Source organism: Muricomes intestini (genome assembly GCF_004346165.1).
Lineage (GTDB): Bacteria > Bacillota > Clostridia > Lachnospirales > Lachnospiraceae > Muricomes > Muricomes intestini.
In genome coordinates this window covers 98,153-112,005 of sequence record NZ_SLZZ01000007.1, presented here as the reverse complement: position 1 = coordinate 112,005, position 13,853 = coordinate 98,153, and the positions used below count along the sequence as shown (strand labels likewise).

Below are 13,853 nucleotides of genomic sequence, written 5' to 3'. Positions count from 1 at the left end.
CAAGGAGAATAAGATATGAAGAAGACAAAGGTAGTATGCACGATGGGTCCAAATACAAATGACAGAGAATTGATGAGAAAACTGATCCGAAACGGTATGGATGTTGCACGTTTCAATTTTTCTCACGGTGATCACCGGGAGCACAAAGGCAGGATGGATCTATTAAAACAACTTCGGGAGGAAGAACATGCCAATGTTGCAATTCTGCTAGACACAAAGGGTCCGGAGATTCGTACCGGAGTGTTAAAGGACGGGAAAAAAATTATATTGGAAACAGGAAGCACTTTTACACTGACGACTGATGAGATAGAGGGTACCAGCCAGAGAGTATCTATTACGTATGCAGGTCTGGTTGACGATGTGGACAAAGGTAAAACTATTTTGATTGATGATGGCCTGATTGGTCTCGAAGTTATAAGCAAGACAGACCGGGACATTATCTGTTCCGTCGTAAACGGGGGCGAGCTGGGTGAACGCAAAGGAGTGAATGTGCCCAATGTTTCTGTGAGGCTCCCGGCTATTACTGAGAAGGACAAAGAAGATATTAAATTCGGTGTGGAGCAGGAGGTAGACTTTATTGCGGCCTCTTTTGTCAGAAATGCAGAGTGCGTTCTGGAGATTAAGGCTTACTTAAAGGAGCTGCATGCACCGTATATTCCAATTATAGCAAAGATAGAAAATGCAGAGGGAGTTCAAAATATCGATGAAATCATCCGTGCCGCAGATGGAATTATGGTAGCCCGCGGAGATCTGGGTGTAGAGATTCCGGCAGAAGAAGTTCCTTACCTGCAGAAAATGATTATCCAAAAATGCAATAATAATTTTAAGTCGGTAATCATAGCCACGCAGATGCTGGATTCTATGATCCGCAATCCCCGCCCTACAAGGGCAGAAGCTGCGGATGTGGCCAATGCGGTTTATGACGGCACCGATGCGGTTATGCTTTCGGGAGAGACAGCACAGGGGAAATATCCTCTGGAAGCTCTGCAGATGATGGTACACATTATTGAGAATTCGGAACAGCATTTGGATTATGACCTTATATTGGAAAAAGCGGGAGACCACCTGAAGACCGGTGTGTCCAGCGCCATTGGCTACTCCTCCGTACTTGCGGCGGCAAACTTAAATGCAAAATGTATTATAACCCCGTCTGTGTCCGGTGCTACGGCCAGAGTAGTGTCCAAATTGAAGCCCAGGCAGGAGATCCTCGGCATAACACCAAATGAGAGAACGCTGCGCAGAATGGCTATTTACTGGGGAGTCAGGCCGCTGAAATCAATAGAAGTTGATACTACGGAGGACATTTGCCGGGGAGCTATTGAAGTTGCCCATGTGAAGCGATATGTTGAAAGTGGTGATGTGGTTGTACTGACTGCAGGAATTCCATCTCCAAATGTGAAGAGAGAAAAAAGTGGGATCAGCAATATGATGAGAATTGCGGCTATAGAGTAAAGAATTGATGAAATCTGGTGAATAGCAGTACGTAAAGGAGAAAGGCATATATGAAGAAGGAGCCATTTGTAACGAAAGAACAACTTGATGAGATAGTAAAGGAATTTCCGACGCCTTTTCACCTCTATGATGAGAGAGGAATCAGAGAAAATGTGAAGGCTCTCAATGAGGCTTTTGCATGGAATCAAGGTTTTAAGGAATATTTTGCAGTGAAGGCTACTCCCAATCCGTTTCTGATCCAGATTTTAAGAGAATATGGCTGTGGGTGCGACTGTTCCTCCTATACGGAGTTGATGCTTTCTGATGCGATTGGAGTAAGAGGGGGGGACATTATGTTTTCCTCCAATGACACGCCGGCCGAAGAATATGCTCTGGCTGATAAGTTGGGGGCAATCATTAATCTGGATGATATTACGCATATAGATTTTTTGGAAAAAACAATCGGCCATATTCCTGAGACAATCAGCTGCCGCTATAATCCAGGCGGATTGTTTAAAATCAGTAATGACATTATGGACAATCCTGGTGATTCGAAATATGGAATGACCACGGAACAGATGCTGGAAGCGTTTAAAATACTGAAAGAAAAAGGGGCAAGGGATTTCGGAATTCATGCTTTCCTTGCCAGCAACACTGTGACAAATGATTACTATCCTATGCTGGCGAAGGTACTGTTTCAAGAGGCAGTCCGTCTGCAGAAGGAGACAGGGGTTCACATTAAGTTTATCAATCTTTCAGGAGGAATCGGAATACCATACACGCCAGACCAGGAGCCCAATGATATCCGGGCTATCGGTGAAGGTGTGCGCAAGGTATATGAGCAGGTTCTGATACCTGCAGGCATGGGGGATGTGGCTATCTACACAGAGCTGGGCCGTTATATGCTTGGGCCTTATGGCTGCCTGGTGACTACGGCAATTCACGAAAAGCATACTCACAAAGAATACATCGGCGTGGACGCAAGCGCTGTGGATTTGATCCGTCCTGCAATGTACGGGGCTTATCATCATATTACAGTCATGGGAAAGGAAGACAAGCCCTGCAACCACCAGTATGATGTTACGGGTTCCCTCTGTGAAAATAATGATAAGTTTGCCATTGACAGAATGCTGCCAAAGGTTGCCAAAGGAGATTATCTGATTATTCACGATACAGGGGCCCATGGTTATTCTATGGGGTATAATTATAATGGAAAATTGAAATCGGCAGAGGTCCTTCTGAGGGAGGACGGCACAGCACAGCTTATCAGACGGGCAGAGACACCGGCAGATTATTTTGCTACATTTGATTGTTTTGAAATTGGGAAAAAACTAATCCAAAAATAGGCAAAAAACTATTGCAAAATACTTATGAATATGATAAGATAAGCATCGGTTCGGCGAGCGGAAATGCTTTCCGAATCCGGTGAGCGGATGTGGCGGAATGGCAGACGCACAAGACTCAAAATCTTGCGGGGGCGACCTCGTGAGGGTTCAAGTCCCTCCATCCGCATTTTACCTAAAGTGCTATGTACCAATTGTCAGGGTGTATAGCACTTTTTCGTTACTCATTAATGTTTCTTTATGTTTTGCCGGGGAGGTGAGCAATATGACATTCAAGCGTGGCGATACATGTTTTATTTTGGAAGATAATTCGGACGTGGTTCAGGTGAAGGTTGTCAGCAAGCAGGGGAAGAATTATATTGTGCAATTAATCGGCGCCTGTGGTGCATTGAAATTATCTGAAAACAGACTGTTTGAGACAAAAGAAGAGGCCATGGCAAGCAAGAAAACGTCAAAAGCAATGGTGAGTCCTCAGCTGTCCGATTCAAACGGGAGAACAGGTTTGCCGGAAATAGGCATACCAGATATTTTTGATGGCAGCAGATCCAGAAAAATTTAAGTATTGACAAATACATATCCAGACGCATATAATAACTGTAATTTCATAATTTAAACCGATGAAGCGGAGATAACAACATATCGTGCATTCACAGAGAGCCTGAGGTGGTGGGATTCAGGTAAAACGCAGTTTGTTAAATGGACCGCTGAGGGCATGAGGGAAAGGCAGAGATGCCGAGTATAGCATGACGTAGGGCGTACGTCAGTCGCCAGAGATATGATAGTATCTTGTTAAGCGCGCAGGGAGGATTCTCTGTGAATCAAGGTGGCACCGCGAATTGAATTTTCAATCCGTCCTTGACATTACTTTAAATACGTAATGTCAGGGGCGGATTTTTTTCGTATCATGCAGGAAGCGTTTTCAGAATATTCTGAAAACGGAGCTCAAAAGGGTCTGACCCCTTTTCACACCTCTGACAGAAAGGAGAATGTATGATTTATCCAGGTTTAAAAGGAGCAGAAGAGTTTGCGGCAGTAGGAAAATTTCATACCATGCCGGTCAGTGTGGAGCTGTTTTCTGATATGTATACGCCCATTGGTGTGCTGCAGGCGCTGCGAAATGTCAGTGATCACTGTTACATGTTGGAGAGTGCGGAGGATGCAAAAAGGTGGGGGCGCTATAGTTTTCTGGGATTCGAGCCTACGTTGGAAATCAGCTGCAGGAATGGACTGTGCCGTGTTAAAGATGGCGAGGTAAGAGAATTTGAAACTTCTTATCCGGGAAGGTATATCCGAGAAATTGTGGAGAGGCACCGGGCACCGAAGGTTCAAGGGCTTCCGTCCTTTACCGGAGGGCTGGTAGGTTATTTCTCCTATGACTATATCAAATATGCGGAGCCGTCACTGAAGCTGGATGCAAAAGATGAAGCCCACTTCAGGGATATGGATCTGATGCTTTTCGATCAAGTCATTGTATTTGACAATTTGAGGCAGAAGATGATTTTGATCGTGAGTATGTCCTTGGACGGAAACGTGGAGCAGGAGTATGAAAAAGCGTTAAAACGTTTGGAGCGGCTGAAGGGGATTGTGAAAAGCAAGGAAACAAAGCCATATACCCCTTTGAAGTTGAAAAGTGAGCTGCAGCCGCTTTTTACAGAAGAAAGATATTGTGAAATGGTGGAGTGTGCAAAACATTATATTTATGAGGGTGATATTTTCCAGGTAGTGCTGTCAAATCGTCTGTCAGCGGAAATGGAGGGGAGTATTCTGGATGTGTACCGGGTCTTACGCAGTACAAACCCGTCTCCCTATATGTTTTATTTTTCCGGTAAAGATATTGAACTTGCAGGAGCATCTCCTGAGACACTGGTGAAGCTGGAGGGCGGAATACTTCACACATTTCCGCTGGCGGGGACAAGGAAACGGGGAGATACGCATGAGGAGGATCTACATCTGGAAGAGGAGCTTCTGACTGATGAAAAGGAGCTGGCAGAGCATAACATGCTGGTGGACCTGGGGAGAAATGATATCGGAAAAATAAGCAAAATCGGTACAGTGGAGTTGGAAAAATATCAGAGTATTGAACGGTTCTCACATGTGATGCACATAGGCTCTACAGTACGGGGAGAAATTCGGAAGGATAAAGATTTTGTGGATGCCATAGATGCGATTCTTCCCGCGGGAACTCTTTCCGGGGCACCGAAAATCCGCGCTTGTCAGATTATCAATGAGCTGGAGGACTGTAAACGGGGAGTTTATGGGGGAGCAATCGGGTATATTGACTTTACAGGAAATCTGGATACCTGTATCGCAATCAGAATGGCGTATGCAAAAGACGGATGCATCTATGTGTGTTCGGGGGCGGGGATTGTGGCGGACAGCGTACCGGAGACGGAGTACCAGGAATGTTTGAATAAGGCAAGAGCCGTAACAAGAGCCATTGAAAGAGCTGGAGGAGGGATGGAAGAGTGATACTCTTAATTGATAATTATGACAGCTTTTCCTATAATCTGTACCAGATGCTTGGGGCAGAGAGGGATTCGCTGAAGGTGATCCGCAATGACGAAATGACTGTGGAGGATATCCGGAAAATAAAACCGGAAGCGATTGTTTTATCACCGGGTCCCGGAAGGCCTGAGAATGCAGGAATATGTGTGGAAGCAGTGGAGAAACTTGCAGGGAAAATCCCTATACTGGGGGTATGTCTGGGACATCAGTCTATCTGCCAGGCTTTTGGCGGAAAAATCACTTATGCGGAACGGTTGATGCATGGAAAGACTTCGGAAGCACAGTTGGATGGAAAAAGCAAATTGTTTGAGGGGATGAGGGAAAATATACTGATTGGCAGATACCATTCTCTGACGGCGGAAGAGGAAAGTCTTCCCACAGTACTTAAGATAACGGCCCGGACGAAGGAAGGGGAGATTATGGCGGTGGAGCACAGGGAATATCCCATATACGGGCTGCAGTTTCATCCGGAGTCCATTTTGACTCCCGACGGCGCAAAAATCATACACAATTTTATGATGTAGGGCTCCCAAAGTCATGCTTTTTCATGCAAGCATGAAACGCATGACCTTTTGACCCTGGTATCATTTTATGGATTTATAGAAAGGAAGACAATATTATGATTAGAGAGGCGATTTTAAAACTTTCAAAGAGAGAAAATCTGACTTATGAGGAAGCGTATCGGGTCATGGATGAAATCATGAGCGGCGATGCAAGCGATGTACAGATGAGTTCCTATTTGACGGCAATGAGCCTAAAAGGTGAAACTATTGATGAGATTACAGCATCGGCGGCAGGTATGCGGGAGCATTGTGTAAAACTTCTGCACAATGTGGATGCACTGGAAATCGTAGGGACGGGAGGGGACGAATCCAATTCTTTTAATATTTCGACCACCTCTGCACTTGTCATTTCAGCGTCCGGGGTGCCGGTGGCAAAGCATGGAAACCGGGCGGCTTCCAGCAAAAGCGGCGCCGCTGATGTGCTGGAGGCTCTGGGTGTGAAAATCAATGTTTCCCCGAAAAAGAGTGCTCAGCTCCTGGAAAAGATTAAAATATGCTTCCTGTTTGCCCAGAATTATCATATTGCCATGAAATACGTGGCGCCTGTCCGAAAGGAATTGGGAATACGGACGATTTTCAATATACTCGGGCCCCTGGCAAATCCGGCAGGTGCAAATATGGAGGTCATGGGAGTCTATGAGGAGGCCCTCGTGGAGCCATTGGCAAGAGTGCTGGAAAATCTGGGTGTAAGGAATGCCATGGTGGTATATGGACAGGATAAACTGGATGAGATATCCATGAGTGCACCGACTACCGTATGTGAAATAAAAGATGGCAATTTTCACTCTTATATAATCACGCCGGAACGGTTTGGCTTCAGCCGTTGTAAAAAATCTGAGCTGACAGGGGGAACCCCGCAGGAAAACGCAGAAATTACTCGAGCGATTCTGGAGGGCAGGGAAAAGGGACCAAAGCGCAATGCGGTACTGCTCAATGCAGGGGCAGCCCTCTATGTGGCGGGGAAGGCAGAGACCCTGGAGGATGGTGTACATCTTGCCGGAGAGACCATAGACAACGGAAAGGCAGAGCAAAAACTGGAGCAGTTTATCCGCTGTTCCAATGAGAAGGAGTGAGATAAAAAAGATATGATATTAGATGAGATTGCAGCAAAGACAAGAATAAGAATAGCAGAAAAAAGGAAACAGGTGCCGGAGGAAGAGCTAAGAGAAAAGGCATACGAACTGGCTCTTAGAGAAAAACAAAAAGGGAACTTTGTATTCCCATTTGAAGAGGCTCTGAAAGAACAAGGAATGTCTTTTATCTGCGAAGTAAAAAAGGCATCTCCATCCAAAGGGATAATAGCGGAGAATTTTCCCTATATAGGGATAGCAGAAGAATATGAACAGGCAGGGGCGAGTGCGCTGTCGGTTCTGACAGAACCATTTTATTTCAAAGGGAGTGATACATTTCTGGAAGAAATTTCCCGAAGAGTCAAGATTCCCATTTTGAGAAAGGATTTTACAATAGATGCCTACATGCTGTACGAAGCAAAAGTAATGGGTGCCTCGGCGGTTCTTCTGATTTGCGCTATATTAATGGATGAAGAATTGAAAGAATATATAAAGATTGCAGGAGAGCTTGGTCTGTCGGCACTGGTGGAAACACATACTTCCGAGGAAGTAAAAAGAGCCGTCAGCTGTGGAGCAAAAATCATCGGAGTCAATAACAGAGATTTACAAACCTTTCAGGTAGACCTCTACACTAGCGAAGGGCTCCGAAATCTGGTGCCGGAACACATCCTATATATTTCAGAGAGCGGAATAAAAACAGCGGATGACATTCGTCGGCTGGAAAAGAACAGAATAGATGCCGTGCTCATAGGAGAGACACTTATGAGAAGCCCCAATAGGCAAGAAAAGCTGGAAGAACTAAAAGGGGTCAGACCCTTTTGAGGACCATTTTCAGATTATTCTGATAATTCAAAGCGAGGTTTGATTATGAAAATTAAGATTTGCGGGCTGAGCCGTACTGAAGATATTGAGGCGGTAAATGAGGCCCTGCCGGATTTGATTGGCTTTGTATTTGCAGAGGGAAGCCACAGATATGTTGCCCCCAAAGAGGCGGATTTTTTGAGGAGGGAGCTGTGCAAAGGAATCTCAGCTGCAGGGGTATTTGTAAATGAAGAGTTGGATGTTATCCTGCAATTGGCGGGGAAAGGAATTATAGATATGGTACAGCTTCATGGCAGCGAGGATGTGCAATATGTGGAAACATTAAAGCGGTACTGTAATGCTCCGGTCATAAAAGCTATATCCATGACATGTGATGCTTCTTCTGAGGAGCTGCAGCGCTGGGAAGAAAGCAATGTAGATTACCTGCTTTTGGACAGCGGCACAGGGGGAACCGGGGAACAGTTTGATTACAGGCTTATCGGCAGGCTTACAAAACCTTTCTTTCTAGCCGGAGGCTTGAATCCGGGAAATGTTACTGAAGCTGCCTTTCAGGTATTGCCTTATGGAGTGGACATGAGCAGCGGTGTAGAGACAGAAGGAAAAAAAGACAGAGAAAAAATAAAAGAGGCAGTTAGGAGGATTAGAAATGTTGAAAGGAAGATATGGTGAGTTTGGAGGGCAGTACATTTCCGAAACACTCATGAACGAATTGATTCATCTGGAGGAACAGTATGAATATTATAAAAAAGATGCCAAATTTCAGTCGGAGCTAAACAGTCTGTTGAACGACTATGCGGGGCGCCCTTCCCGCCTGTATTATGCAGAGAAGATGACGAAAGATCTGGGCGGAGCAAAGATTTATTTAAAAAGAGAGGATTTGAACCATACTGGCTCTCACAAGATCAATAATGTTCTGGGGCAAGTGCTTCTTGCCAAAAGAATGGGGAAAACCAGAGTGATTGCAGAGACCGGTGCGGGACAGCACGGCGTGGCAACGGCCACAGCGGCGGCACTTTTGGGGCTGGAGTGTGAAGTGTTCATGGGAAAAGAGGATACAGACCGCCAGGCTCTGAATGTATACAGGATGGAGCTCCTGGGCACGAAAGTCCATCCTGTGACCAGTGGAACCCAGACACTGAAGGACGCGGTCAATGAAACCATGCGGGAGTGGACCGGCAGAGTCTCTGATACTCATTATGTTCTGGGCTCTGTTATGGGTCCGCATCCGTTTCCGATGATGGTAAGGGACTTTCAGAGTGTCATCAGCCGTGAAGTTAGGGAACAGATTTTAAAGGCGGAGGGGAAACTGCCCTCAGCAGTGCTTGCCTGTGTGGGCGGAGGGAGCAACGCCATGGGAATGTTTTACCATTTTATTCCTGATGTGGGAGTAAGACTGATTGGCTGTGAGGCAGCCGGAAGAGGAGTGGATACAGATAAACATGCGGCAACTATGTCAAAAGGGACTATAGGCGTATTCCATGGAATGAAATCTTACTTCTGTCAGGATGGATATGGTCAGATTGCACCGGTATATTCCATTTCTGCTGGCCTTGATTATCCGGGAATCGGGCCGGAACATGCATTTTTAAGAGATTCCGGCAGGGCCCAATACGTGCCGGTGACTGACGATGAGGCGGTGGAGGCATTTGAATACCTGGCAAAGACGGAAGGCATCATCTGTGCCATAGAGAGCGCCCATGCTGTGGCATATGCGAAAAAGCTTGCTCCTGCCATGAAAAACGATGAAGTAATGATTATCTGTCTGTCAGGGCGGGGAGATAAAGATGTAGCGGCGATTGCAAGATACAAGGGGGTGGACATTCATGAGTAAAATAAAAAATGCATTTTCGAACGGGAAAGCTTTTATTGCATTTCTGACAGCAGGTGATCCGTTTCTAAAGAAAACAGTGGACTACATTTTGACGATGGAAGAGGCGGGTGCAGATCTGGTTGAAATAGGAATCCCATTTTCCGACCCTACGGCGGAAGGTGTGGTAATCCAGGACGCAAATATACGGGCGTTAAAGGAAGGAATGACCACGGATGATGTATTTGAAATTGTCAGGAGGGTAAGAGAAAAAAGTCAGATACCATTGGTATTTCTGACCTATTTAAACCCGGTATTCCATTATGGGTATGAAAACTTTTTTCAAAAATGTGAGGAACTGGGGGTAGATGGTATCATCATCCCCGATATGCCCTATGAGGAAAAAGGGGAAATAGCAGATATCGCCGAGAGACATGGAACGGATATTATTTCAATGATTGCGCCTACCTCAAAACAGAGAATTCAGATGATTGCAAAAGAGGCAAAAGGATTTCTCTATGTAGTTTCATCCATGGGAGTGACAGGTGTGAGAAGCAATATTGAAACGGATATCCCCTCTATTATTTCCTCCATCCGCGAGGTGACCGACATACCGGCAGCAGTGGGATTCGGAATCAGCACGCCTGAGCAGGCGGGGCAGATGGCGGAGGTCTCCGATGGGGCCATTGTGGGCAGCGCAATTGTTAAGCTGATAGAAAAATATGGAAACAAGGCAGAAGAGCCTATAGCAGGATATGTGAAGAGTATGAAGGAAGCGGTGAAAAAAGCAGGAAGATAAGTTAAAGAGTAGACAGAGGGCAGGCTCGATTTCACCTCAAGGACATGCGCTGCCCTCCTGGATAGTTTCAGAATATTCTGAAAACGGAGCTCAAAAGGGTCAGACCCCTTTTGAAAACTCCAGCAGATCTGTCAGTTTTTTTATTCTGTATTCTGCCTCAGGCACATCTCCAAATCCGTATTCAGCAAAGATGAACGGTATTCCCGCTTCCTGACAAGCCAGATAATCACCTTGTGTGTCTCCCACATAAACAACATCCTGCAGTCCGTTCTTTTCCATCAGCCGCAGAATGGTCTGTCCCTTGGACACCAGTGTATCTCCAAAACATAGATGATCCTTGACAGTGCCCTCAAGCTTATTGACCTTTAAAAATATTTCAATATACCCGCGCTGGCAGTTGCTGACAATAAAAAGAGGAGTTTTCCCAGAAAGGGTGTGAAATACCTCCTGAACCCCTTCGTATAGAATCCCGGGCTTTGTTTCCAACAGCCGGTTTTCATATGCAAAGCAAAGATCCCCCAACCGCTGCTGTTCTTCTTTTGGTAAAGAGGGGAAAAGTGCACTGTATATTTCATCCATGGTCTTTCCAAATAAGCCTCGGAGCCTGGGACTGCTCACATCAATATCCAAATTAGAATTCTCCGTGATTGCCTGGGTCCAGGACTCCAGAACTGTTTCTGTGGAATCCCATAAAGTTCCGTCTACATCAAAAATAATTCCATCCATAAGTATTTACTCCTTTTTGTAAAAATCAGTAGTTATTTTTATGATATCATAAAAAGAGCCTTTTAAAAAGAAAGATTTTAGTGTATACTTTATAAAAGCTCTAGTGTGCCGTCTCATTGACTTAGACAGTGCACTAGGTATAGCAGCAAGGATGTGGAGAATGGAAAATGAGTGAAAAAATAGTATTGATAGATGGCCACAGTATTTTAACCAGGGCGTTCTATGGGGTGCCGGATCTGACGAATTCAGAGGGGCTCCATACGAACGCTATTTATGGGTTTTTAAATATCATGTTTAAGGTTCTGGATGAGGAAAAGCCGGAGTATCTGACCGTCACTTTCGACGTACATGCCCCTACATTCAGACATGAGATGTATGCAGATTATAAGGGAACAAGGAAGCCTATGGCGGAAGAACTGCGTGAACAGGTTCCAGTGATTAAAGAAGTCCTGAAAGCCATGAAGATTGAGATTGTTGAGCAGGCGGGTCTGGAGGCAGACGATCTTTTGGGGACTATTTCTCACATCTGTGAAGAAAAAGGATTGGATGTTTCTATTATTTCCGGGGACAGAGATACCCTGCAGCTTGCCACGGAGCATATAAAAATCCGTATCCCCAAGACAAAGCAGGGCAGGACAGAGGTGGAGGACTATTATGCCGCTGATGTAAAGGAAAAATACAAAGTTACTCCGAAAGAATTTATAGATGTGAAAGCCCTTATGGGAGATGCTTCTGATAATATTCCGGGAGTGCCCGGGATAGGGGAGAAGACTGCTACAAAGATTATTGAAGAATACAAATCTATTGAAAATGCTTATGCCCATGTGAGTGAACTGAAGCCGCCAAGGGCCAGCAAAAATCTGCAGGAATACTGGGATCAGGCTTGTATGAGCAAGACGCTGGCAACCATTGATATTCACGCGGATATCGCCTTTGATTTGAATGCGGCAGCATATGGGAATCCCTACACACAGGAGGCCTATGTCTATTTTCAGCGCCTTCAGTTTAAAAATATGATGGACAGGTTTGATGTAGAGGCATCCGGCAATACCCTGGAATCTTATTTTAAAGAAATTACAGATAAAAAAGAGGCAGAAAGGATATTCGCCGAAGCAGCCAGGGCAGAATGCACAGGCGCTGCCATCACGGAAGATACAGAAAATGTACCACCCTTATTTGCACATCCTTCCGGGTACGGCAGAGTGACGGTTGCTTACGGAAAGGATAAAGTTTATTCTATATTAAGCGATGCGGATATGGATATGGATTATCTGTTGGGAAAACTTTCAGATGTTGCCGGCACAGTAAAAACATTTTCCATGTTTGATTTAAAAAAATATCTTTCGGACGTTAAAATTATAAGACAGGAAAATTGTTTTGATGTTGCAGTGGCGGCTTATCTTCTGAACCCACTGACAAATCATTATGACTGTGACGATGTGGCGAGGGAACAGCTGGATATTACAGTAGATGGAAAAACAGACAGCATGACAAAAGCCTGCTATGAAGCTTACACTGCATTTGCCTGTGCAGAGCCAATGCGGGAAAAGATGCAGGCAGAGGGAATGTACCATCTGTTCACAGATATTGAGATGCCTCTTGTCTTCACACTGTTTGATATGGAGCAGGCAGGAATCCAGGTAGAGGCGGAGGCACTGCGCTTCTATGGGGAGCAGCTGGGCGGCAAGATTGTGGAGCTGGAAAAAGAGATATTTGAAATGGCGGGGGAATCCTTCAACATTAATTCTCCAAAGCAGCTTGCTGTTGTGCTTTTTGAACATATGAAGCTTCCCAATGGGAAGAAGACAAAGACTGGTTATTCCACTGCCGCAGATGTATTGGAAAAGCTTGCACCGGATTATCCGATCGTAGAAAAGATATTGGAATACAGACAACTGTCCAAGTTAAAATCCACTTACGCGGACGGTCTGTCGGTTTATATCGGCACTGACAGAAGAATTCATGGGAAATTTAATCAGACCATTGCCGCTACGGGGCGAATCAGCAGTACAGAGCCCAACCTGCAGAACATTCCTGTGAGGATGGAGCTGGGCCGGCTGATTCGAAAGGTATTTGTGCCAAAAGAAGGGTGCATTTTTATTGATGCGGATTACTCTCAGATTGAGCTGCGGGTACTGGCTCACTGCTCGGGGGACGAAAAGCTGATTCAGGCCTATAAGGAAGCCAAGGATATCCATCGGATGACAGCATCTCAGGTGTTCCACACACCCTTCAATGAGGTTACCAGCCTGCAGCGGCGCAATGCAAAGGCTGTAAATTTTGGGATTGTGTATGGCATCAGTTCCTTTGGCCTGAGCCAGGACTTGAGTATTACGCGAAAAGAAGCGTCACAGTATATAGAGAATTATTTTGAGACCTATCCCGGAATCAAACGTTTCCTGGATGACACGGTGGCACATGCAAAGGAGGAAGGCTATGTTGTGACTTTGTTCGGGCGCAGAAGACCTGTTCCTGAATTAAAATCCAGCAATTTCATGCAGCGCAGTTTTGGAGAGCGCGTGGCCATGAATGCACCGATTCAGGGGACTGCCGCTGACATTATAAAGATTGCCATGATAGGCGTAAACAGAGAGTTTAAGGAAAAAGAGCTCAAGTCAAAAATGATTTTGCAGGTCCATGATGAGCTGCTGATAGAGGCTTATGAAGAAGAAGCAGAAGAGGTAAAAGAAATTCTGAAGCGTCAGATGGAGCATGCAGCAGATTTGGATGTGCCTCTGATTGTAGATATGCATACAGGAAGAAATTGGTATGAGGCAAAGTAATCGG

12 protein-coding genes and 1 tRNA gene are annotated in these 13,853 nt (G+C 45.3%); 12 read left to right on the top strand and 1 reads right to left on the bottom strand.

Features of this window, described 5'->3' with window-relative positions; translation table 11 throughout:
* Window positions 1-15: 15 nt before the first annotated feature.
* The 11 genes from pyk (at window position 16) to trpA (ending at window position 10,340) form a co-directional block, all read left to right on the top strand.
* Window positions 16-1,452 carry a pyruvate kinase gene (gene pyk, locus EDD59_RS06855; protein WP_132380292.1) on the top strand — a complete coding sequence of 479 codons (1,437 nt, stop codon included), beginning with the start codon at window positions 16-18 and terminating at the stop codon, window positions 1,450-1,452.
* Window positions 1,453-1,502: 50 nt separating this feature from the next.
* Complete coding sequence (locus EDD59_RS06850; protein ID WP_132380290.1) at window positions 1,503-2,777, top strand: diaminopimelate decarboxylase; 1,275 nt, start codon at window positions 1,503-1,505, stop codon at window positions 2,775-2,777.
* An 83-nt stretch (window positions 2,778-2,860) separates the two neighbouring features.
* Window positions 2,861-2,943, top strand: a tRNA-Leu gene (locus EDD59_RS06845).
* A gap of 96 nt (window positions 2,944-3,039) precedes the next feature.
* A complete protein-coding gene (locus tag EDD59_RS06840) occupies window positions 3,040-3,333 on the top strand; it encodes a hypothetical protein (RefSeq protein WP_132380288.1) in 294 nt (97 codons plus the stop codon).
* A gap of 431 nt (window positions 3,334-3,764) precedes the next feature.
* A complete protein-coding gene (gene trpE, locus EDD59_RS06835; RefSeq protein ID WP_132380286.1) occupies window positions 3,765-5,243 on the top strand; it encodes an anthranilate synthase component I in 1,479 nt (492 codons plus the stop codon).
* Entirely contained in the window at window positions 5,240-5,803 is a 564-nt protein-coding gene (locus EDD59_RS06830) for an anthranilate synthase component II (protein WP_132380284.1), read from the top strand. The genes trpE and EDD59_RS06830 overlap by 4 nt, the downstream gene beginning before the upstream one ends.
* Before the next feature lie 95 nt (window positions 5,804-5,898).
* On the top strand, window positions 5,899-6,915 hold the full coding sequence (gene trpD, locus EDD59_RS06825; RefSeq protein WP_132380282.1) for an anthranilate phosphoribosyltransferase: 1,017 nt from the start codon (window positions 5,899-5,901) through the stop codon (window positions 6,913-6,915).
* Window positions 6,916-6,927: 12 nt separating this feature from the next.
* Window positions 6,928-7,734, top strand: coding sequence for an indole-3-glycerol phosphate synthase TrpC (gene trpC / locus EDD59_RS06820; RefSeq protein ID WP_132380280.1), 807 nt, complete (start codon window positions 6,928-6,930; stop codon window positions 7,732-7,734).
* A gap of 45 nt (window positions 7,735-7,779) precedes the next feature.
* Window positions 7,780-8,403, top strand: a complete 624-nt coding sequence (locus EDD59_RS06815) for a phosphoribosylanthranilate isomerase (RefSeq protein WP_207670382.1) — start codon at window positions 7,780-7,782, stop codon at window positions 8,401-8,403.
* Window positions 8,381-9,565 carry a tryptophan synthase subunit beta gene (gene trpB, locus EDD59_RS06810; protein ID WP_132380276.1) on the top strand — a complete coding sequence of 395 codons (1,185 nt, stop codon included), beginning with the start codon at window positions 8,381-8,383 and terminating at the stop codon, window positions 9,563-9,565. Before EDD59_RS06815 ends, trpB begins: the two co-directional genes overlap by 23 nt.
* Window positions 9,558-10,340 carry a tryptophan synthase subunit alpha gene (gene trpA / locus EDD59_RS06805; RefSeq protein ID WP_132380268.1) on the top strand — a complete coding sequence of 261 codons (783 nt, stop codon included), beginning with the start codon at window positions 9,558-9,560 and terminating at the stop codon, window positions 10,338-10,340. The genes trpB and trpA overlap by 8 nt, the downstream gene beginning before the upstream one ends.
* A 99-nt stretch (window positions 10,341-10,439) precedes the next feature.
* Here trpA and EDD59_RS06800 read toward each other — a convergent pair whose 3' ends face one another.
* Window positions 10,440-11,066, bottom strand: coding sequence for an HAD family hydrolase (locus tag EDD59_RS06800; protein WP_132380266.1), 627 nt, complete (start codon window positions 11,064-11,066; stop codon window positions 10,440-10,442).
* 167 nt (window positions 11,067-11,233) lie between these two features.
* Between EDD59_RS06800 and polA the strand changes: the two genes are divergently transcribed.
* Window positions 11,234-13,849: a DNA polymerase I gene (gene polA, locus EDD59_RS06795; RefSeq protein WP_132380263.1), complete on the top strand. Its 2,616-nt coding sequence runs from the start codon at window positions 11,234-11,236 to the stop codon at window positions 13,847-13,849.
* Window positions 13,850-13,853: the final 4 nt, after the last annotated feature.